The organism is Methylobacterium gossipiicola (assembly GCF_900113485.1).
Lineage (GTDB): Bacteria > Pseudomonadota > Alphaproteobacteria > Rhizobiales > Beijerinckiaceae > Methylobacterium > Methylobacterium gossipiicola.
On the sequence record NZ_FOPM01000004.1, the window covers coordinates 65,406 to 86,303 of the forward strand.

The 20,898-nt window shown below is 70.2% G+C and carries 16 protein-coding genes; 9 read left to right on the top strand and 7 right to left on the bottom strand.

All coding sequences use genetic code 11. The features are described 5' to 3' along the window. Positions 1-56 precede the first annotated feature (56 nt). From BM249_RS04670 to BM249_RS04690, 5 genes are all read left to right on the top strand, one after another. Positions 57-1,037, top strand: coding sequence for an aldo/keto reductase (locus BM249_RS04670; RefSeq protein ID WP_091969462.1), 981 nt, complete (start codon positions 57-59; stop codon positions 1,035-1,037). A gap of 11 nt (positions 1,038-1,048) precedes the next feature. Next, positions 1,049-1,573: a SixA phosphatase family protein gene (locus tag BM249_RS04675; protein ID WP_091969465.1), complete on the top strand. Its 525-nt coding sequence runs from the start codon at positions 1,049-1,051 to the stop codon at positions 1,571-1,573. A 76-nt stretch (positions 1,574-1,649) separates the two neighbouring features. Then, a complete protein-coding gene (locus BM249_RS04680) occupies positions 1,650-2,855 on the top strand; it encodes a hypothetical protein (RefSeq protein WP_091969467.1) in 1,206 nt (401 codons plus the stop codon). A gap of 88 nt (positions 2,856-2,943) precedes the next feature. After that, a complete protein-coding gene (locus BM249_RS04685) occupies positions 2,944-4,383 on the top strand; it encodes a YcjX family GTP-binding protein (protein ID WP_091969470.1) in 1,440 nt (479 codons plus the stop codon). 5 nt (positions 4,384-4,388) lie between these two features. After that, the gene (locus BM249_RS04690) at positions 4,389-5,459 is read left to right on the top strand and encodes a YcjF family protein (protein ID WP_091969472.1); all 1,071 of its coding nucleotides are present in this window, start codon (positions 4,389-4,391) and stop codon (positions 5,457-5,459) included. On the opposite strand, the gene BM249_RS04695 is transcribed toward BM249_RS04690, so the two are convergent. The 7 genes from BM249_RS04695 to BM249_RS04725 form a co-directional block, all read right to left on the bottom strand. Then, the gene (locus BM249_RS04695) at positions 5,443-5,994 is read right to left on the bottom strand and encodes an RBBP9/YdeN family alpha/beta hydrolase (protein ID WP_091969474.1); all 552 of its coding nucleotides are present in this window, start codon (positions 5,992-5,994) and stop codon (positions 5,443-5,445) included. The two genes, BM249_RS04690 and BM249_RS04695, sit on opposite strands and share 17 nt — an antisense overlap. Positions 5,995-6,035: 41 nt before the next feature. Beyond that, positions 6,036-7,052 carry a 5-oxoprolinase subunit C family protein gene (locus BM249_RS04700; protein ID WP_244528589.1) on the bottom strand — a complete coding sequence of 339 codons (1,017 nt, stop codon included), beginning with the start codon at positions 7,050-7,052 and terminating at the stop codon, positions 6,036-6,038. Beyond that, entirely contained in the window at positions 7,049-7,771 is a 723-nt protein-coding gene (gene pxpB / locus BM249_RS04705; RefSeq protein WP_091969478.1) for a 5-oxoprolinase subunit PxpB, read from the bottom strand. Before pxpB ends, BM249_RS04700 begins: the two co-directional genes overlap by 4 nt. A gap of 98 nt (positions 7,772-7,869) precedes the next feature. Continuing rightward, entirely contained in the window at positions 7,870-8,511 is a 642-nt protein-coding gene (locus BM249_RS04710; protein ID WP_091969480.1) for an ElaB/YgaM/YqjD family protein, read from the bottom strand. Between the two features lie 49 nt (positions 8,512-8,560). Beyond that, positions 8,561-8,956, bottom strand: coding sequence for a DUF3618 domain-containing protein (locus tag BM249_RS04715; protein ID WP_091969481.1), 396 nt, complete (start codon positions 8,954-8,956; stop codon positions 8,561-8,563). Beyond that, positions 8,953-9,348 (bottom strand): phage holin family protein, encoded by a 396-nt coding sequence (locus BM249_RS04720; RefSeq protein WP_091969483.1) that lies wholly within the window; start codon positions 9,346-9,348, stop codon positions 8,953-8,955. The genes BM249_RS04715 and BM249_RS04720 overlap by 4 nt, the downstream gene beginning before the upstream one ends. 12 nt (positions 9,349-9,360) lie before the next feature. Next, positions 9,361-9,927 (bottom strand): hypothetical protein, encoded by a 567-nt coding sequence (locus BM249_RS04725; RefSeq protein WP_244528590.1) that lies wholly within the window; start codon positions 9,925-9,927, stop codon positions 9,361-9,363. A 377-nt stretch (positions 9,928-10,304) separates the two neighbouring features. Here BM249_RS04725 and BM249_RS04730 point away from each other — a divergent pair, with 377 nt between their 5' ends. From BM249_RS04730 to BM249_RS04745, 4 genes are all read left to right on the top strand, one after another. Next, positions 10,305-11,726, top strand: coding sequence for an alpha,alpha-trehalose-phosphate synthase (UDP-forming) (locus tag BM249_RS04730; protein WP_091969485.1), 1,422 nt, complete (start codon positions 10,305-10,307; stop codon positions 11,724-11,726). 142 nt (positions 11,727-11,868) lie between these two features. Continuing rightward, positions 11,869-13,965 carry a glycogen debranching protein GlgX gene (glgX, locus tag BM249_RS04735; protein WP_091969486.1) on the top strand — a complete coding sequence of 699 codons (2,097 nt, stop codon included), beginning with the start codon at positions 11,869-11,871 and terminating at the stop codon, positions 13,963-13,965. A 158-nt stretch (positions 13,966-14,123) separates the two neighbouring features. Further along, positions 14,124-15,935: a malto-oligosyltrehalose trehalohydrolase gene (treZ, locus tag BM249_RS04740; protein ID WP_091969488.1), complete on the top strand. Its 1,812-nt coding sequence runs from the start codon at positions 14,124-14,126 to the stop codon at positions 15,933-15,935. Continuing rightward, positions 15,935-20,842 carry a malto-oligosyltrehalose synthase gene (locus tag BM249_RS04745; protein ID WP_091969489.1) on the top strand — a complete coding sequence of 1,636 codons (4,908 nt, stop codon included), beginning with the start codon at positions 15,935-15,937 and terminating at the stop codon, positions 20,840-20,842. Before treZ ends, BM249_RS04745 begins: the two co-directional genes overlap by 1 nt. The last annotated feature ends 56 nt before the right edge of the window (positions 20,843-20,898 follow it).

A 20,898-nucleotide genomic window follows, 5' to 3' on the forward strand; every position in this document is an offset into this window, starting at 1 on the left:
CGGAGGGGCGGACCAGATAGCGCCCATCGCCGCCTATCCTCACAGCGGATCCGTCCATGAAGACCAAAAAACTCGGCCGCACCGGTCTCGATGTCTCGCCGCTCTGCCTCGGGTGCATGACCTACGGCATCCCGGAGCGCGGTCCCCACCCGTGGACCCTGAACGAGGAGGCGAGCCGCCCGCTCCTGCGCCAGGCGGTGGAGATGGGCATCAACTTCTTCGACACGGCGAATTACTATTCCGACGGCACCAGCGAGGAGATCGTCGGCCGGGCGCTGAAGGAGTTCACCCGGCGCGACGAGGTGGTGATCGCCACCAAGTGCTATTACGGGCTCACCGACCGTCCCAATGCGGGCGGCCTCTCACGCAAGGCGATCTTCGCGTCCGTCGATGCCAGCCTGACACGGCTCGGGACCGACTACGTCGATCTGCTGCAGATCCACCGCTGGGATTACGGCACTCCCATCGAGGTGACCCTGGAGGCCCTGCACGACGTCGTGAAGGCCGGCAAGGCACGCTACATCGGCGCCTCGTCCATGTTCGCGTGGCAGTTCGCCAAGGCGCTGTTCCTCGCCGACCGTCACGGCTGGACCCGGTTCGCCACCATGCAGAACCACTACAACCTGCTCCACCGCGAGGAGGAGCGCGAAATGCTGCCGCTCTGCGCCGATCAGGACATCGCGGTGCTGCCCTGGAGCCCACTCGCACGCGGACGCCTGACCCGCGACTGGGACGCGTCGAGCGCCCGCCAGGACACGGATCTCGTGGGCAAGCGCCTCTACGACGCCACGGAGGCCGCCGACCGGGCCGTGGTCGAGGCCGTGGCCACCATCGCGCAAGCGCGCGGCGTGCCCCGTGCCCAGGTGGCGCTCGCCTGGGTCGCGCAGAAATCTCCCGTCACGGTGCCCATCGTCGGCGCTTCGAAGCCCGGCCACCTCGACGACGCCGTGGCGGCCCTCGACCTCGCGCTCACGCCCGAGGAGATGGCGGCCCTCGAAAAGCCCTACGTCCCGCACGCCGTCGTGGGCTTCAACTGAAGGGTTCGCCGATGCTCCGTGTCCTGCTCCTGCGCCATGCGAAATCCGACCGCCCGGCCGGGGTCGCCGACCTCGACCGGCCCCTGAACCCGCGCGGCCGGCGCACGGCACCGCTCATGGCTAGCTACCTCGTGTCCGAGAACCTGCGGCCTGACCACGTCGCCGTCTCGCCTGCCCGGCGGACCCAGGAAACCTGGGCGCCCGTCCATGCCGCCCTCGGCGGACCTGACGCGACCCTGGTCCCGGACATCTACGAAGCACCGGACGCAGCCTTGCTCGCGGTGATCCGGGCGACGCCGGCCGATGCGCGCTGCCTCCTCATGGTCGGCCACAATCCCGGCTTTCAGGACGTGGCCCTTCATCTCGTCGGGTCCGGGCCGCGCGCGGCGCGGGGGCGCCTCGCCGCCGGATTTCCCACGGGGGCCCTCGCGGTCATCGATTTCGATGTGGCGGCCTGGAGCGAAATCAGCCCCGAACGTGGAACGCTGGAGCGCTTCGTGGTCCCCCGAGACCTGGACGCCGAAGAAGCCGCCTGACGGGTCTTCGTCGCGGAATTGAACCGTTGCGGGGCGGGGCCGTTTCTCCCGTCCCTAGTCAAGCTCTACGGGCGTCGTGCTGCTGGAATCCCTCCTGGTCCTGACGACCCTGGTGCCCGCCCTCACGGGTGGCGTCGAGGCGGCGCGGCACGGCCTCGCCGAGGTCATGCGCGGCCAGCCCGTGGCGGCGGTCGCCCTCGATGCCCCGCGTTATCTCGCCGAGGCGCGGGCCGTGTCGAACTGGCGGGGCGAGGCCGGAGATTCCTTGCGCCCGGCCTCCCTGGCCCTGGCGGCGCGCTTCTCCACCACGGAGCCGGCCTTCGTTGCCCGCTGCGTCAAACTCAACAATTACTGGTGCATCAAGAAAGCCCGCTGGTCCGGCGAGATCGGCGCCGATGCCGAGGGCCATACGGGCTTCGCCACGGCCGCCGATGGCGCCGACGCGGCGGCGAGCCTGCTCCGGCGTTATTATCGCGAGTACAATCGGCGCACGGCGCTGGCCATCGTCCGACGCTGGGCACCGGCCGAATGCCGCATCGGGGCACCGTCGCCCGCCGCGCGGGTTCCGACCACCGCCCGCGTCTCGCCCGCCCTGGCGCCGCGCGGCCTCGGCGGCACCCTGCGGGCGCGCTTCCTCGCCCGAAACACCCGTGGCGGCCTCCCGCGCCGCGCCGTGGCGACGAAGGCCACCCCCCTCCGCGTGCAGCCGTGGTCGCCCCTGGCTCGCCTCGGCAAACGCGTTCCCCCGGTCTCCCCTGTCGCCGTCGCGGCCAAACCGAAGGAGACGACGCCGCGCCATGGCCTTCTGGTGCGCCCCTCCGAACTCCTGGTGAAACCCTCCGTCGTCACCGCGAAGCCCTCCAAGCTCCTCGTCGATCCCGGCGCGGTGCTGGGCGATGCGACCCGTGCCGTAGAGACCGCAACGGCGGAACTTCAGAAGCGCTTCGTGGTCGAGTCCGCCGCCCTGCCGCCCCTCGTCGCCGGCCTGCGCCCCCTCGATCTCGGTGTGCCGGTGCCCTTCTGCGGCAACGACGAGACGCGCATCCGCAACTATGCCGCCCGCATCGCCGGCAGCGTCGGCCTGAAGATCGAAGACGACTTGAAGCTGTTCGGACCGGACGGGCGCCCCCTGCCGGCCCTGCGCGGCGTGATGCTGGCCATGTCGCGCGTCGAACTCGGAGCGCTCGCGGCCACGCCCACCCTCGTGGACGCGGCCATCGCCCGGCTGGACGCCGGTACCCTCGCGGCCCTGGCGCCGGCGGCCGAGTCGCGAACGCCATGAGACCGGATCTTGCGGGCGGGCCGCCCCGGCGCCAAGTCAGGCCAACGGACATGCCGTCCGCCCTCCCGTCCCTGCCATCGAGTGGTTCATGAACAGCTTTGCCGCGCGTGCGGGTTCCGCGGTCAAGGCGTTCGCCGAAGCGTCGAGCGATCTCCTGATCCAGCCGACCCTGCGCCTCGGGGTTACGGGTCTTGCCCGCTCGGGCAAGACCGTGTTCACAACCGCCCTCATCCACCACCTCGTGGAAGCGCACGCCCTCCCGGCCTTCGCGCCGGCCCATGAAGGCCGCCTGCGCCGCGCCCGCCTGGTGCCGCAGCCCGACGACGACCTGCCGCGCTTTCCCTTCGAGGAGCATGTGGCGTCCCTGACGGAGGCGCGGCTTTGGCCGCGCTCCACCGACCGGATCAGCCAGTTCCGGCTGGCCATCGAGTACGAGCGCAAAGGCGGCTGGCGCTCGGGACCCGGCACCCTGATGCTCGATGTCGTCGATTACCCCGGCGAATGGCTCCTCGACCTCGCCCTCATCGATCAGAGCTACACGGCGTGGTCCCGCGCCACCATCTCGGGCACCCGCCGCGCCGGCCGCGCCGCCATGGCCGCCCCCTGGCTCGACACCCTGAAGACCCTCGACCCCAGGGCGCCCCTCGACGAGATGGTGGCCGAACGCGCCAGCGCGAGCTTCAAGACCTACCTGTCGGCCCTCCGCTCAGGCCCCGAATCCGTGGCGACGACGCCGCCCGGCCGCTTCCTGATGCCGGGCGACCTCGCCGGCTCGCCGGCCCTGACATTCGCGCCGCTGGACAACCTCACCGATCCCCTCGATCCGGGAAGCCTCGCCGGACTCATGGAGCGGCGCTTCGAAGCCTACAAGGCGAAGGTGGTGGAGCCGTTCTTCCGCACCCACTTCCAGCGGGTCGACCGGCAAATCGTGCTGGTCGACGTGCTCTCGGCCGTCGATGCCGGCCCGGCGGCCCTGGCGGAACTGGAAGAGGCCCTCGACTCCGTCCTCCTCAGCTTCCGCATCGGTCGCAACACCCTGCTGTCGCGGCTGTTCGCGCCCCGGGCCGAGCGGATCCTCTTCGCCGCCACCAAGGCCGACCACCTCCACCAGACGAGTCACGACCGCCTCGACGCCCTGCTTCGCCTCCTCGTCTCCCGCGCCATGCGCCGCACGGAGGCCGCCGGCGCAAGGGTCGGCACCGTGGCCCTCGCCTCGGTGCGGGCCACCCGCGAGACCACGATCCACGATGGGCCGGACGTGTTGCGCGCCGTCTCGGGCACTCCGGAGGCCGGTGAGAGTGTCGGCGACGAGACCTTCGACGGGTTGAGCGAGGCAGCGATCTTCCCCGGCGAACTCCCCGAACGGCCCGAAGCGGTGCTGGAGGGCGCCGTTCCACCCGGCTCCTTCCGCTTCCCGCGCTTCCGGCCGCCGCTGATCAAGCCCGACGCCCTCGGCCGCCCCGGACACCTGCCGCAGATCCGCCTCGACCGGGCGATGCAATTCCTCCTCGGCGACAAGCTCGGTTAAGCCCCATGACCTCCTCCCCGTCGCCGAACCGCCCCAGGGCTTTCCGCATCCCTACGGCCGATGCACCAGCACCCAACGAGGGGAGGGCGTCCTCGTCGCCGGCTCCGACCGCGCCGCCGCCCCAGGTCCGCATCGTCGAGGAGCCGTTCGAGATCGTCGAGGCGGCCGACGGCACGCCGGTGCCGGTGGCGCCGAAATCCCGTGCCCCATGGCTGTCGATGCTCCTCCTGGCTTTGGGCGGCCTCGTGTCCCTCGGCATCGGCCTGTCCATCGAGCGCCTGATCGCCGACTTGTTCTCCGCCGCCCCGTGGCTCGGCGCCGTGGCGCTGGTGCTGCTCGGGATTGCGGCCCTGGGCCTCGCCGGACTCGTCGCGCGCGAACTCTCGGGTCTGTGGCGTGAACGCCGGATCGAACACCTGCGGGCCAGCGCCGTCGCGGCACTGACCAGCCGCGACCACAGCGCGGCGCAGGCGGTGGTGCGGGATCTCGCCACCCTGTACGCGGGGCGACCGGCCCTCGCCGCCGGCCGGGCCCGCCTCGACACCCTCGGGGACGCCATCCTCGACGTCGACGACCGCCTCGGCTTGGCCGAGCGCGAACTCCTCGCCCCCCTCGACCGGCAGGCCCGTCAGGCCATCGCGACGGCGGCGAAGCAGGTTTCGGGCGTCACGGCGCTCAGCCCCCGCGCCATCGTCGACGTCGCCTTCGTGGTCTTCTCGGCCGTTCGCCTCCTGCGCCAAATCGCGGCCATCTATGGCGGCCGCCCGGGCTTCCTCGGCTTCCTGCGCCTCGCCCGCTCGGCCCTCGCCCATCTCACGGTGACGGGCGGCATGGCGGTGGGCGAGAGCATGATCCAGCAGGCGCTGGGTCTGGGCCTCGCCGCCAAGGTCTCGGCGAAGCTCGGGGAGGGCGTGCTCAACGGCCTCATGACCGCGCGGTTCGGCCTCGCGGCCCTGGCCGTCTGCCGACCCCTGCCGTTCGTCCGCGAGGAGGCGCCGCGCCTGTCCGACGTGGCCGGCGCCCTGTTCCGCTCCGCCGGGGAGGCGGGGGACCGCGCCGTCAGAGATCCTTCATGAAACCGGCGAGGCGCATCAGCCCCTCGGGCCAGGGCCCATGGCCGGACGCCACGTTGATGTGGCCGGATTCACCAGCATCGACCATGGCGCTACCCCAGGCATAGGCGAAATCCTCGGCCCGCTCATAGGTGCAGTACGGATCGTTGCGGCTCGCCACCACGAGGGAGGGAAAGGGCAGGGGATCGCGCGGCACCGGCGCGAAGGCCGTGACGCTCGCCGGGAGTTTCGGTGTGGTCTCGATGTCGGGAAACGCCACCAGGATCGCGCCCCGCACCACGCCGGGCGGGAAGGCGGGGGCGGCCTGCACCGTGGCGACGACACCGAGGCTGTGGGCGATGAGAAGCACCGGACGGGTGGCTTGTGCCACCGCCTCGACGATGCGGGCGCGCCAGGCCGGAGCGTCGGGATGATGCCAATCGTCCTGCTCGACGATGCGCCCCGTGGACAGGCGCTCGGCCCAGCGGGCCTGCCAATGGCCGTCCTCGGACCCGGCATAGCCCGGCAGGATGAGGATGTCGCAATCGCTGATCTTCATGGCCGCTCCCGATAACGCCTCTACTCGGACCCGTCGAGCCGTCATGCCTCGACGGACAGGGCATCGACGGCATCGCCCGCGAGGTTGGCTCCCGCGAGGCGGTCCGTGAGGGCCACGCCGTGGACGCAAACCGTTCGCGACAGTTCCGCTAGCAGCGTCGCTCTCTCGCGCGCCAGGGCAAAAGCTTCCTCCAACGGAATCGGCTGGAACCGGACCGCCTCGCCGGGCCGACGCTGGGCGATCCGGCGGAGATCGACGGAGATCACCGTGGCGATCTTCGGATAGCCGCCCGTGGTCTGGCGGTCGGCCATGAGGACGATGGGCCGTCCACCGCCCGGCACCTGCACGGATCCCATGACGGTGGCGTCCGAGACGATGTTGTACCCTCCCGGACCATGGGCGAGGGCGGGGCCGTCGAGTTGGAGGCCCATGCGGTCTGCCCTGTGCGACATCGTGAAGGTCGCTTCCGCGAGAAGCGCCACGGCCTCGGGCGTGAAATGGTCGGCCTGAGGGCCGAGGACCACCCGAACCGGAGCGTCGGTGTGAAGGGGCAGGGGGGCGATGGACAGCGGCTGCGCCTCCGGCATGTCCCGTCCCGTCAGCACATCTCCGGCCCGCAGGCCGTGCCCGTCGATCCCGCCGAGGCCGGCGCGCCGATGCAGGGCGCGGCTGCCGAGGACCTCCGGCACCTCGAACCCGCTCGCCCGGGCGAGGTAGGCGAACACGCCCCGGCGCGGCGCCTCGATGGCGAGGGTGGCCCCCGCGCGCAAGGCGAACGCCCGATGGTCCGGAACGGCGACCCCGTCGATCCGGATCGCGCAGGGGGCACCGGCCAGTGCCATCCAGGCATCGCCCCCCTCCTGCCGGAAGCGCCCGCCGCCAAGGCCGAACTCGATGGCGACCGTCCCGTCCGGATTGCCCACGAGGGTATTGGCCGTCGCCAACGCCAGGGCGTCCATGGCGCCGGAGCCGGACAGGCCCTGACGCGCGTAACCCCGTCGGCCGGCATCCTGCAGGCTCACCGCGCCCGTGCACGCGAGGGTGACGAGACGGTTCACCGGACCGGCTCCGCCACGGGCTCGCCGGCCGCGGCCGCGCGGTCGAGGGCGTCCCATCGGGCGGGGTCGGTGGGGACGAACCGGATGCCGTCTCCGGGCTCGAACAGGAACACCGGATCGCGGCCCGGCAGGAACGCCCGCACGGGGGTGCGGCCGAGAAGGTGCCAGCCGCTCGGGGCCGCGATGCTGGCGATCAGGGCCTGGACACCCCCGATGGAGATGGTGCCGGCCGGCGTCGTCGCGCGCGGGGTCGAGCGCCGCGACAGGGCGAGGCCCGGATCGAGGCCGTCGAGATAGGCGTAGCCGGGCAGGAAGCCGATCATCACCACGCGGTATTCCGGGGCGGCGTGCCAGGCGATGACGGCCTCCGGACTGAGACCGTGATGGCCCGCGACGTCATCGAGATCGACGCCGAACGCGCCGCCATAGACCACGGGGACGCACCAGACCCGGCGCGGAGCACGCGACGGGGCCGAGAGGGCGGCGAAATCTCGGATCGCGGTTTCGAGCCGAACCGGATCGACGGCGACGGGATCGAGATGGAGGGTGAGGGAGCGGTAGGTCGGCACCGTCTCGACGAGGCCGGGGCAGTCCGCCGCGCGCAGGCGGGCATCGAGGGCGAGGACTCGGGCGTTGAGATCGGGGTCGATCCGGTCGCCGAATTCCACCGTCAGGGCCGTGTCACCGCACCAGAGCAGGCGAATCGCGGAAAGAGTCACGAGGTCTGTCGTCCGCGTCGGAGAAGGGGGCGCTCCAACGACAATGGGGCGGCGCCCGGCAGGACGCCACCCCATCGTTTCAGCTTGTCGTCATCGCATCAGTGGGTCTGCGGAGCGGGCCGTTCGCCGTTGGCGGTTTCGGCCACCCGCTGGGCGGCCGCCTGAAGGTTCTCCGGATCGAGGGCGCTGGCGACGAATTCCCGGCCGCGATGAGTCACGTCGCGGGCGTAGCGCAGGCCCTGGTCGCGAACCTCGTCGGCCCAGGGTCCGACGGTCTCGTCTTCCTGCCGGGTACGGGGCAGCAAGGCGCCGATGAGCAGGCCCGCGGCGAGGCCGACCACGCCGACCAGAAGCGGATTGTCGGTCACGAAATCCTCGACGGCCGAGCGACCGTCGCGGAGCCGCTCGGAACCGCGCTCACCGAGATCGTTGATGCGACGGCGGCCGTCGTCGTAGACTTCGGAGGCACGCTCGCGGATCTCGGAGGCGCGCTCACGCAGGTCGCGGGCCGCGCTCGCGGCGCGGTTCGTCAGGTCGTCGGCGGTCTCGAGGGCTTTGTCCTTGAGGCTGACGGCGTTGTCAGACAGGCTGTCGGCGGCCGCGCCGGCGGTGTCGGCCGTCGCACCCGTATGGGTCTGGCGCGGGGAGGTGTCGTAATGGCCGCGCGGCATCCCGGCCGCGAGGGCAATGTCGTCGGGCAGGGAGCGATGCGCGTCGCCGGGCTTGGGGGAATAGCTCATGGGTGGCTCCTGATGGGACGGGCCCGGTGCGGGCCGAAACGGGGCGGGGTCAGATCTGCGTCGTCTCGCCGAGATCCTTGACCGGATGGCGGGTCGGAAGGTCGGGGTCGTAGACCCGGTCGGCGCCGCTCGGAACCACGGGCAAGCTCTCCTCGGCGAGGCGGACCCTGCGTCGGGTCGCGGCGGCGGAGGCGGCGTCCGACGACATGCGGTGGAGCAGCCAGCCGACCCCGGCCGCGATGAGGAGCACCGGCACTGGGTTGCGGCGCACGGCCTCGAGGGCCCCATCATAGACCCCGCTCAAGGGCGTGCGACGGGCGTTGCCGAGCATCTCGTCGACGATGCTCGAGACCGACAGCCGCTCCTGGATCTGGTCGATGGTCTGGTCGAGGCGGGCCCGGCTCGCCTCGATGTCCTTTTCCAGGTCGTTCAACGATTCGCTCATCCGGACACCTTCTCAGACAGGACGCGGGCATCCTGACGGACCTGACGCGAGGTCCGCACGGGGGCGAGCGTCGAGAGCGACATGGCGTTACGGCCGACGAGCGCCAGGAGCACCGCCACGACGAGGAGCACGCCACCGACGATGAGGGCCGCGAGGGCCTCCGAATGCACGACGGTGGCGAGCCATTTCACGAGGGCGTCCACGAGGACGAACAGGGCGACGACGCCGAACACGGCGGCGCCCACGAGGAGGGCGAGGCCGACGAAGAGCGAGCGGACATTGCTCGTCATCTCGTTGCGGAAGAGGGCGATCTCCTTGCGGGCGAGTTCGTTCGTCTCCCGCAGGGCATCGCCGATGAGGCCCTGGAGGCCGTTGGGGGTGGTGTTCGACATCGTCGCCGTCTCCTAGAGACCGTGGTCGCGGTGGAGACCCGGCGGCGGCACGTCGCGCAGAGATCCCTCCCGAAGCGCGCTTCCACGATATCCGCCGTCCCGGAACGGCGCATCGCGCAGGCCGAGATCGCGCGCTTGCGGCAGGCTCGACGATTTGATGAAGCGCGCCACCACGAAGCCGGTGACGAAGGTGGCGACCGCCACGGCCACGGGCGAACGTCGGGCGATGGCCTCGGCATCCTCGTAGAATTCCGAGAAGCTCTTGTTCTCGATCTGGGTGCCGAGGTGCTCGAGGCCTTCGGCCGCGCTGTCGAAGAACGCCCGAATGTTGGGCCGGTCCTCGAAGGTCTTGCTGGAATCCCGCACGGTGCGGGCGAGATCGTTGACCGACTGGGCGGCGTCGCCCTTGCGGCGGTCGACGTACTCCTGGGCATGGCCGCGCGCCGCCGCCACGAACCCGCGCCCGCGCTCGACCGCCACGTCGGCGATGCCCTCGACATCGCCGCGCAGGGCCTTCCAGTCGGCCGTCTCGCGATGGGCGGCCGAGTCCGGGTCCTGTGATCCTGTGGGGTGACTCACGTTCACGATGATACTCCTCGACGCTGATCGCTGTCGCTGTTGCCGCAGTTCAACAGCGACCGTCGAGACAGGGTTCCGCCTCGGCGGCGTGCGTCAGCCGCCGTTCAGCCTGACGCGCCTACACAGGCCAAGCTTTGCCGGGGCACGCACCATGACGACCGTTTCGGAATCCCGATCACCACCGCCGCCCGCCGGTCCTCGGCCCGCCGACATCCCGACATTTTGCCGTGAGGCAGCCTCGGACGCCCCTTGACCGAGATAGCCTTAACGCGCTTGGCTGCACCCAACGGATCGCGCTCGGCTTCCGCGCGTTCACCCACTGTAACAGTCTGGGCGCGTGCGATACCCGCGCCGCCCTGAGGACCGGAGCCGGCTTCGTGGCACGTCTCGTCATCGTATCCAACCGCGTTGCAATCCCCGAGGAAGGGGGCAAGGCCGTGGCGGCCGGTGGGCTCGCCGTCGCCGTCAAGGAGGCGTTCACGGCCTATGAGGGGCTGTGGTTCGGCTGGAGCGGCAACGTCGTCGATAACCCCTCGACGGAACCGACCCTCATCGATCGGGGCCGGGTGCAATACGCCGTCGTCGATCTCTCGCCGCAGGACCATCGGGAATATTACAGCGGCTTCGCCAACCGCGCCCTGTGGCCGATCATGCATTACCGCCTCGGGCTAGGGGCGTTCTCGCGCTCCGATTACGCCGGCTACCAGCGCGTCAACCGCACCTTCGCCCGGGCGCTGGCCGACCTGATCCAACCCGACGACATCATCTGGGTGCACGATTACCATCTGCTGCCTCTCGCATCCGAGTTGCGCGGCCTCGGCATCGCCAACCCGATCGGCTACTTCCACCACATCCCGTGGCCGGCGGCGGACGTGTTCAACACCCTGCCGGCGAGCACGGACCTCCTGCGCGGCATCGCCGATTACGATCTCATCGGCCTCCAGACCGACCCCGACGTCCACAACCTCACCCGCAACCTCATCGACGAGTTGCGGGCGATCCCCCTCGGCGGCGGCTCCCTCATGGTGGACGGGCGACGCACCCGCATCCGCAGCTTTCCCATCGGCATCGATGTCGCGGGCTTCCAGGAGGCGGCGGAGAATGCCGGCGCGAACCGGACGGTGCGGGAGACCATGGCGGGCCTGCGCACCCGCAAGCTGCTCATCGGCGTCGATCGTCTCGACTACTCGAAGGGCGTGCCCGAGCGCATGGAGGCCGTGGAGCGGTTCTTCGCGTCCAATCCCGACCAGCGCGGCAACGTCGTCTATCTCCAGATCACCCCGAAATCGCGCACGGAGGTGCCCGAGTACGAAGAGCTCAGCCGCGAGGTGAACCAGACGGTCGGTGAGATCAACGGGACCCTCGGCGAACCGAATTGGACCCCGATCCAATATGTGACCAAGCCGTATCCGCGCCCCGTCCTGGCCGGGCTCTACCGGGCGGCCCGCGTCGGCCTCGTCACGCCGATGCGGGACGGCATGAATCTGGTGGCCAAGGAATACGTCGTCGCCCAGTCCGACGAGGATCCCGGCGTCCTGGTCCTGTCGAAGTTCGCGGGCGCCGCCCGGCAATTGCCGGAAGCCATCCTGGTCAACCCCTACGACAGGTTCGAGGTGGCCGAGGCGATCCGGACCGCCCTCTACATGCCGCGCGGAGAGCGCCTGGAGCGGTGGAAGCCGATGGTCGAGCGGATGACGCGCGAGGATGTCGACTGGTGGGCGCGCAACTTCATGACGGAACTGGAAAATTTCCGCACCGTCGAGCGCCAGCCGCCCCGCACGGCCGCGGCGGCGGAATAGACCTTTCCGGCCTGCGCCGCCTTGGCGCGGGTCCCGGCTTCCCGGGACCTGTCTCCGGCGAGGTCTCCATCTTGCAGGGTGAGGGCGGGCAGACGACGCCCGCTTGGCCCTCCCTTTCGCGGACCTGTGCGTGACGGATAGCATGATCGGCCTCAGCGACGGTGTTCCCACGCCGCTCGGGGCTCACTTCGATGGTCGCGGCGTGAACTTCGCGCTGTTCTCCCAGAACGCCACCGCCGTGGATCTCTGCCTGTTCGAGCCCGGCGAGCGCCTCGAAACCCGCCGCATCAGGCTGCCCTGCCGCACCGACGACATCTGGCATGGGCACCTGCGCGGGGTGTTTCCCGGCCAACTCTACGGCTACCGCGTCCACGGGCCGTGGGACCCGGCGCACGGGCACCGGTTCAACCCTGCGAAACTCCTCCTCGATCCGTATGCCCGCGAGATCGAGGGGCGCATCCGCTGGCACGACGCCCTGTACGGGCACCGTCGCGGCCTCCAGCGCGAGGACCAGATCGACCGCCGCGACAGCGCCGCCTACATGCCGCGCGGCGTCGTGACGGCTCCGGAGGTGCCGAACCTCGCCGTCAGCCCCGTGCGCAGGCCCCTGTCGCAGACGGTGATCTACGAGGCCCACGTCAAGGCCCTGACGCAGTTGCATCCCGACGTGCCCGAAGCCGCGCGCGGCACCTACGCGGCCCTCGGCCATCCGGCCATCATCGAGCATCTGCTGCGCCTCGGCGTCACCGCCATCGAACTCCTGCCGATTCAGGCCTTCGCCGACGACCGGTTCCTCGTCGACAAGGGGCTGGTGAATTTCTGGGGCTACTCGCCGCTGAACTACTTCGCGCCCGAACCACGCTACGGGGGGCCTGCCGGGATCGGCGGCCTCAAGGCGGCGATCCGCGAACTGGCGGCGGCCGAGATCGAAGTGTTCCTCGATGTCGTCTACAATCATACGGCGGAGGCGGATCATACCGGACCGACCCTGTCGTTCCGGGGCATCGACAATGCGAGCTACTACAAGCTCGAACCGGGCGATCCACGCCGGGAGATCGACTGCACCGGCTGCGGCAACACCTTCGACCTCGATCATCCGCGGGTGATGCAACTCGCCCTCGATTCCCTGCGCCATTGGGTGACGGCCTACGGCATCGCCGGCTTCCGGTTCGACCTCGCCACCAGTCTCGGCCGCGTCCCCCACGATTTCTCGCCGAAAGCCGCCTTCTTCCAGGCCGTGGCGCAGGACCCCGTGCTGTCCGGCGTCAAGATGATCGCCGAGCCGTGGGACATCGGCCAGGGCGGCTACCAGCTCGGCGCCTATCCGCGCGGCTGGAGCGAGTGGAACGACCAGTTCCGCGACAGCGTGCGCGGGTTCTGGCGCGGCGACCGGGGCGTGCTGCCGAAGGTGACACAGGGACTGTCGGGCTCACGCGAGATCTTCGCCGCCTCGGGCCGGACGCCGCTCGCCAGCATCAACTACGCCGCCTCGCATGACGGCTTCACCCTGGCGGACGTCGTGGCTTACGAAGAGAAGCACAACCTCGCCAACGGCGAGGAGAACCGCGACGGCCACGGCCACAACCTCACACGCAATTACGGCGTCGAGGGCCCAACGGACGATCCCGCGATCCTGAGCCTGCGCGCCCGGCAGAAGCGTAACATCCTGGCGACGATCTTCCTTGCCCAAGGCATCCCCATGCTGCTCATGGGCGACGAGCGCTCACGAAGCCAGGGCGGCAACAACAACGCCTACAATCAGGACAATGCCACCAACTGGGTCGATTGGGAGAAGGACCCCGACCCGTCCCTGACGGCCTTCGTCGCCAACCTCACGCGCCTGCGCCGGGAGCAGCCGGCCCTACGCCGCCGCGACTTCCTGCACGGCGCCCTGGTGGAGGACGGACCGTTGCGCGACGTGCACTGGCTGTCGCCCTGCGGCGCCGAGATGGACGGGGGCGCCTGGGCCGATGGAGAGCGCCAGTCCTTCGGCATGCAGATCGGCAACGACCTGCCGGATGCCGACCGCCTTCTGATTCTCATCAACGCCGCCGATGCGCCCTGCGACTTCACCTTCGCGCCAGTGATCGACGGCCCCTGGAGCCTCGTGTTCGACACCACGCGGGCGACGGGCAGCGTTCCGGAGGGCCAGACCCTCTATCCGGCCGGCGCCCGCATTCGCCTCGACGCCCATGCGCTCTGCGTATTGCGCACCCGCCCGGCCACCTACGGGCGGTAGGGCCCGGCGGCACGCGCCCCGGCCAGGCGTGTGCTTGCCGACACAGGTGCCTGCCATACGTCGCCACGATGGAACAACGGCGGGGTCGGCAGCCTTCTGAAAGGTCGGGCGGCCAAGGCCGCCGGTTGCCCCCACGAGATCACGAGAGAAGCACCGCGATGCGGCGAGCCCATGCGATGACCTTCGGCAGTGAAGCGGGGAGGGACGGGGTCCGTTTCGCCCTCTGGGCCCCCACGGCGAAGGACGTCACCCTGGTGGTGGACGGGAGCGACCACCCGATCCCGGAGGCCGGTGACGGCTGGCGGCGGGTGACGCTGCCCGGCGTGAAGGCCGGCGCCCGCTACGGCTACCGCATCGACGGCGACCTCGTGGTGCCGGACCCCGCCTCCCGCTTCCAGCCCGAGGACGTGTCGGGCCTGAGCGAGGTCATCGACCCGCGCGCCTTCGACTGGACCGATGCCGACTGGACCGGCCGGCCGTGGGAGGAGACGGTTCTGTATGAGCTGCATGTCGGCACGGCGACGCCGGAGGGCACCTACGCGGCCCTCGAAGCGCGGCTCGAGGATCTGCGCGACCTCGGGATCACCGCCATCGAGTTGCTGCCGCTCGCCGACTTCAAGGGCACCCGCAATTGGGGCTACGACGGTGTGCTGCCCTACGCGCCGGACAGCGTCTACGGCCGTCCCGACGACTTGAAGCGCCTCATCGACAAAGCGCACGGGATCGGCCTGATGGTGTTTCTGGACGCCGTCTACAACCATTTCGGCCCGGCCGGGAACTACCTAAACGCCTACGCCAAGACGTTCTTCACGGAGCGCCACCAGACGCCGTGGGGCGCCGGCATCAACTTCGACGGGGAGACCAGCGGCCGGACCGTACGGGACTTCTTCATCGAGAACGCCCTCTACTGGCTGGAGGAATACCACTTCGACGGCCTGCGCTTCGACGCCGTGCACGCGATCCTGGACGATTCCGAAAAGCACTTCATCGGTGAACTCGCCGAGACGATCCGCGCCCGTCTTCCGGGCCGCCACATCCACCTCGTCCTCGAGAACGAGGCCAACGAGGCGAAGTGGCTCGCGCGCAAGGCGGACGGGCAGCCGGTGCGGCACACGGCGCAATGGGCGGACGACCTCCACCATTGCTGGCACGTGCTCCTGACCGGCGAGGATGCGGGCTACTACCAGAGCTTCGCCGACAAGCCCGTAGTGCACCTCGCCCGCTGCCTGTCGGAGGGCTTCGCCTATCAGGGCGAACCGTTCCCGAGCCTCGACAACCACCCGCGCGGCGAGCCCTCCGCCCACCTGCCGCCCTCGGCCTTCGTCACCTTCCTGCAGAACCACGATCAGGTCGGCAACCGGGCGCTCGGCGAACGCCTCTCGGCCCTGTCGGACCCGGCGAAGCTGGCCCTCGCCCGCGCCGGCCTGCTGCTCAGCCCGCAGATCCCCATGCTGTGGATGGGCGAGGAATGGTCGGCGACGGCACCGTTCCTGTTCTTCGTCGATTTCGCCCCCGACGAGGAGCTGAACAAGGCCGTGCGCGAGGGGCGCCGACGCGAGTTCAAGAGCTTCGCGGCGTTTGCCGACGACACCTCGGTGATCCCCGATCCGACCGCCGAGAAGACCTTTACGGATTCGCGCATCGACTGGTCGGAGGCCGACCGGGCGCCCCATCGCGGCGTGTGGGCCGACACCCGCAACCTGCTGCAGATCCGGCATCAGACGATCGTGCCCTTGACGAAGACAACCTATCGCGGCGCCGCCACCATCCTGCCGCGCCCCGACGCCGTCGATTGCGCTTGGCGCTACGATGGCGGTTGGCTGCGCTTCGTCGCCAATTTTGGCGAGGCACCCCTGCGGACGCCGCGCGGCGGTGGTCAGATCGTCTGGTGCAACGGCGCCGACGTCGTCTCCGGCGAGACCATCGAACTCCCGTCTTGGACGGGCATCTTCCTGACGGGTGTGAACTGATGAGCCGCGACCTCGAACGCCTCGCCGATCTCCTCGGCGTCGCCCCCGGCTACACCGACGCCTTCGGCCAGCCCGTCGAAACCAGCCTGGAGACGCGGGCCGGCATGATCGCCGCCCTCGGCTTCCCCGTCGGCACGGACGAAGAGATCGCCGCGAGCCTCGAGACCGTAGCGGCGGTGCGCGAGGGTCTGGTTCCCGCCCTGCTGCCCGTGGAGGCGCGTCGCGCCACGCGGGTTCCCCTGCGGATCACGGGGGGCGGCACCCTGGCGTGGCGGCTCGTCGACGAGCGCGGCCATGTCCGCGAGGGCCGGGTCGCCGTCACGGCTTCGGGAGAAGCCGGCTTCGAGCTGCCGCCCCTGACGCCCGGCTATCACCGCCTGACGGCCAGCTTGGGCGAGCAGCGCGCGGAAGCCTGGGTCATTGCGGCCCCCCAACGCTGCTGGCGTCCGCGCGCCTATGCCGACGAGGGTGCGCGCGACTGGGGCCTCGCCGCCCAGCTCTATGGCCTGCGCTCGCCCGACAACCTCGGCATCGGCTCCTATGCCGATGCCGGCCGGGCCGCCCGCGATGCGGGCTTACGCGGTGCGTCGTTCCTCGGCCTCAGTCCCGTCCATGCCCTGTTTCCCACCGACCGCACCAAGATCTCGCCCTACTCGCCGTCCTCGCGCCTGTTCCTCGAAACCCTGTTCATCGAGCCGGGCGTGCTGCCGGGCTTCGTCGGTTCGAAGGCGGCCGACCTCCTCGAGTCCTTGAGCGCACGGGTCGAAGCCCTGCGCGAAGCCAAGCTCGTCGATCACGCGGGCATCTGGGGCGTGCTGTCCCCGGTTCTGCGCGCCCTCTGGGAGGAATCCGGTGCCTGCGCCGGCGTCGATGCGCGCTTTGCCGCTTTCCGCGCCGCCGGCGGTGAGGATCTCGAAGCCCACGGCACCTTCGAGGCGCTCGCCGAACATTTCGCCGCGCAAGGCGCCCAGTGGCTCGGCGACTGGCCGGAAGAGTACCGCCGCAACGGCACCGAGGCCGTGCGGGCCTTCGCAGCCGAAAACGCCGGGACCGTCACCTATCACATCTGGCTCCAATACCTCGCGGACCGGCAGCTGGAAGACGCTTCCGAGACGGCGCTCGGCACCGGCATGCGCCTCGGGCTCTACCGCGATCTGGCGGTGGGCGCCGATCGCGGCGGCTCCGAGATCTGGTCGCATCCCGAGCGCTTCGCCAATGGGGTCTCCATCGGCGCGCCGCCCGATCTCCTCGCGCCGAAGGGCCAGGATTGGGGTCTGCCGGCCTTCCACCCCCTGGAACTCGAGCGGGACGGACTCGCGGCGTTCCGAGCCCTCGTCCAGGCGAACATGCGCCATGCCGGCGCCATCCGCATCGACCATGCCTTCCAGCTCGCCCGCCTGTTCCTGATCCCCCTGGGCGCCACGGCCCAGGCCGGCGCCTACGTCGCCATGCCGTTCGAGCCGATGCTGGCGGTTCTGCGCCTGGAGAGCCACCGCGCCAAATGCCTCGTCATCGCGGAGGATCTCGGCACGGCGCCCGAGGGCTTCTCCGATGCCCTGATGCAGGCCGGCATCCTGAGCTATCGCATCCTCGCCTTCGAGCGCGAGCACGGCGCCCGCTTCAAGCCGCCGGCGGCCTATCCGCGCGATGCCCTGACCGCCATCACCACGCACGATCTGCCGACCTTCGTCGGCTGGTGGCGCGGCGTCGACACCGACACCCGGCAGGCGCTGGGCCTCTACGATTCCGAGCGGGCCGAGGCCGAACGGCGCGAGCGCGTCGACGAGCGTGCCCGCCTCACCGAGGCGCTCGCCGCCGAGCAGCTGCTGCCGAGCTACGACGTTCCGGAAGCAGCCCCGTTCGAGGCGGCGGCGCGCTACCTCGCCCGCGCGCCCTCGATGCTCACCGCCGTGCAGTACGAGGACGTGGTCTCCGAACTCTCGCAGGCCAACGTCCCTGGCTCGACGGAGGGCTATCCGAACTGGCGGCGCAAGCTCGACCGGACCTTGGAGGCCATCGCGGCCCCCGGCGGGCCGCTGGCCAAGCTCGCCGCCTCCCTGGCGGCGGAAGAACGCGGGCCGCGCTCGGGCGCCGCGCGCCTCGCCTCGGCCCCGCCCCGCGCCACCTACCGGCTGCAATTCCACAAGGACTTCACCTTCGCGGACGCGGAAAAGATCGTCCCGTATCTGGCGAAACTCGGCATCAGCCATGTCTACGCCTCGCCGATCCAGAAGGCGCGGCCGGGCTCGACCCACGGCTACGACATCGTCGACCACGCCACCATCAATCCGGAACTCGGCGGCGAGGAGGGCTTCGTGCGCTTCTCGGAGGTGCTGCACGCCGCCGGACTGAAACTCCTCCTCGACATCGTGCCGAACCACATGGGGGTCGGCGGCGCCGACAATCCCTGGTGGCTCTCCGTGCTCGAATGGGGCGGCCTGTCGCCCCACGCGGACGCCTTCGACATCGACTGGTCGCGGCTCGGCGCCAACAACAAACTCGTGGTGCCGTTCCTCGGCGACCGCTACGGCGAGGCCCTGGAGAAGGGGACGCTGGAACTGAAATTCGATCCCGAGAAGGGCGCCTTCAGCGTCTGGCACTACGAGCACGAATTCCCGATCTGCCCCCTGCAATACCCCACCATCCTCAACCGCTCGCTCGCGGCCTTGGGCGACATCGACGATGCGGCGGCCCTCGAAGTGCTGGGCGTCTCCGAGCGCCTGCGCCTCATGGGCGAGGAGACGAACCCCGAGCGCCGTCGCGCCTTCCCGGCCGAGGCCGAGGAGCTGAAGGAACATCTGGTGGAGGCCGTGGCGGCGTCCCCCGCCATCGCCGACGCCATCGGGCGGACCCTGCGACTCCTCAACGGCGCCAAGGGCCACCCCGACAGCTTCGGCCCCCTGCACCGCATGCTGGAGCAGCAATCCTATCGCCTCGCCCATTGGCGGGTGGCGGCGAGCGACATCAACTACCGCCGGTTCTTCGACGTGAACGGCCTCGCCGGCCTGCGCGTCGAGAAATCCGACGTGTTCCAGCGCGCCCACGAGACGGTGTTCCGCCATATCCGCGAGGGCCGCATCGACGGCCTGCGCATCGACCACATCGACGGTCTCGCGGATCCGCAGGGCTACGCCCGTGCCCTCCAGGCGGCGGTGGGCCCCGGCTTCTACGTGGTGGTGGAGAAGATCCTCGAACCCGGCGAGCGCCTGCGGCCCTGGCCGGTGGCCGGCACCACCGGCTACGACGTCCTGAACCAGCTCGACGGCATCCTGGTCGACAAGGGCAAGGGACAGGCGATCCGCAACCTCTACGAAGCGCAGACGGATTTCGACGAGCCCTACGGGTTCATGCTCCGCGCGGCGAAGGCCGAGATCCTGGAGATCAGCTTCGCCTCCGAACTCGAGGTGATGACCTCGGACCTCAAGGCGGTGGCCGATGCCGACCGGCGCACCCGCGACTTCTCCGTCAACGCCATCCGCCGGGCGCTCATCGAGATCATCGCGCGGTTTCCCACCTACCGCAGCTACCTGCCGGGCGACCTCGACGAGAGCGATGTGGAGGACGAGGATATCCGCCTCATCGAGACCGCGGTGAAGAAGGCCAAGCGCTGGAGCGCCCTCCCGGACCGCTCCGTGCACGATTTCGCCGCCGACGCCATGCTGGGCCGCATCGACGTCACCGGGCCGGGCCGTCCCGATCCGGAGGTGATCCTGCGCTTCCGTCGCCGCTTCCAGCAGCTCACCGGCCCGGTGATGGCCAAAAGCCTGGAAGACACCCTGTTCTACCGGTTCTCGGAGTTGCTTGCCCTCAACGAGGTCGGGGGCGATCCAGGTGAGTACGGCATCGACGCCGCGCATTTCCACGCCCTGCAGGCGGCTCGCGCCCGCGACTGGCCCAACGCCATGATCGCCACCGCGACCCACGATACCAAGCGCGGCGAGGATGCCCGTTCGCGCCTCCTCGCCTTGTCGGAGATGCCGGAAGCCTGGGGCGAGGCTTGGGAGCAGTGGAGCGACCTCGCGCGGCCGCACCTCACGGTCATCGACGGCGAGGCGGTGCCGGACGCCAACGATCAGTGGATGTTCTTCCAGGCGATGCTCGGCGCGTGGTCGCTGGAACTCCTCGACGGGGACGAACCCGGCGCCATCGAAGACTTCCGCAAGCGCCTCGATGCGTATGCCGAAAAGGCCCTGCGCGAAGGCAAGCGCCGCTCCAGCTGGGTCAATGTCGACGAGGCCTACGAGGGCGCCGTCCACGCGCTGTTCGCCAAGCTCGTGGCGCCCGGCTCGGACTTCCTCACGCGGATGCGGCCCTTCGCCCGGCGTCTCGCCCATCTCGGCATGATCGCTGGCCTCGGCCGCACGGTACTGAAAGCAACCCTGCCGGGCCTGCCCGACACCTATCAGGGCACGGAGTTCTGGGATTTCTCGTTCGTCGATCCCGACAACCGCCGCCCCGTCGATTACCCGACCCTGGCCCGCTCCCTGGAGGAGGGCGGCTCCGTTCCCGACCTCCTTGCGCATTGGAGCGACGGCCGGGTGAAGCAGGCGACCCTCGCGCGATTGCTCGCCGACCGCGCCGAGCGGCCCGCCTTCTATGCCGAGGCGGACTATCAGGCGGTTCTGCCGGCGGGGGAAAAGGCGGATCATGTCATCGCCTTCACACGTTCGGATGCGACGAGCGGGGACGGCGATCTCCTCGTGGCGGTGCCGCGCCTCGTCTCCGGCCTCGTCGGGAAGGCTGTGTGGACGGGATCGGCCTTCGCCGGCACCCACTTGCCGGTGGCGGATGGCAGCGCCTGGACCGACCTCGTCACCGGAGAAACCGTCGAGGCGACGGGTGGACGAATCGAACTCGACCGCCTGTTCGCGCGTCTGCCCTACGCCGTGTTGAAGCGCCTGGGCTGACGGCTGAACGTCGTCCGCGCCCCGGCACGCGATGTCACGGGTTCCCTCTTCCGGAC

Coding starts and splice junctions, on each gene's coding strand:
- BM249_RS04670 (WP_091969462.1), top strand. CDS start 57: ATGAAGACCAAAAAACTCGGCCGCACCGGTCTCGATGTCTCGCCGCTC.
- BM249_RS04675 (WP_091969465.1), top strand. CDS start 1,049: ATGCTCCGTGTCCTGCTCCTGCGCCATGCGAAATCCGACCGCCCGGCC.
- BM249_RS04685 (WP_091969470.1), top strand. CDS start 2,944: ATGAACAGCTTTGCCGCGCGTGCGGGTTCCGCGGTCAAGGCGTTCGCC.
- BM249_RS04690 (WP_091969472.1), top strand. CDS start 4,389: ATGACCTCCTCCCCGTCGCCGAACCGCCCCAGGGCTTTCCGCATCCCT.
- BM249_RS04695 (WP_091969474.1), bottom strand. CDS start 5,994: ATGAAGATCAGCGATTGCGACATCCTCATCCTGCCGGGCTATGCCGGG.
- BM249_RS04710 (WP_091969480.1), bottom strand. CDS start 8,511: ATGAGCTATTCCCCCAAGCCCGGCGACGCGCATCGCTCCCTGCCCGAC.
- BM249_RS04715 (WP_091969481.1), bottom strand. CDS start 8,956: ATGAGCGAATCGTTGAACGACCTGGAAAAGGACATCGAGGCGAGCCGG.
- BM249_RS04720 (WP_091969483.1), bottom strand. CDS start 9,348: ATGTCGAACACCACCCCCAACGGCCTCCAGGGCCTCATCGGCGATGCC.
- glgX (WP_091969486.1), top strand. CDS start 11,869: ATGATCGGCCTCAGCGACGGTGTTCCCACGCCGCTCGGGGCTCACTTC.
- treZ (WP_091969488.1), top strand. CDS start 14,124: ATGCGGCGAGCCCATGCGATGACCTTCGGCAGTGAAGCGGGGAGGGAC.
- BM249_RS04745 (WP_091969489.1), top strand. CDS start 15,935: ATGAGCCGCGACCTCGAACGCCTCGCCGATCTCCTCGGCGTCGCCCCC.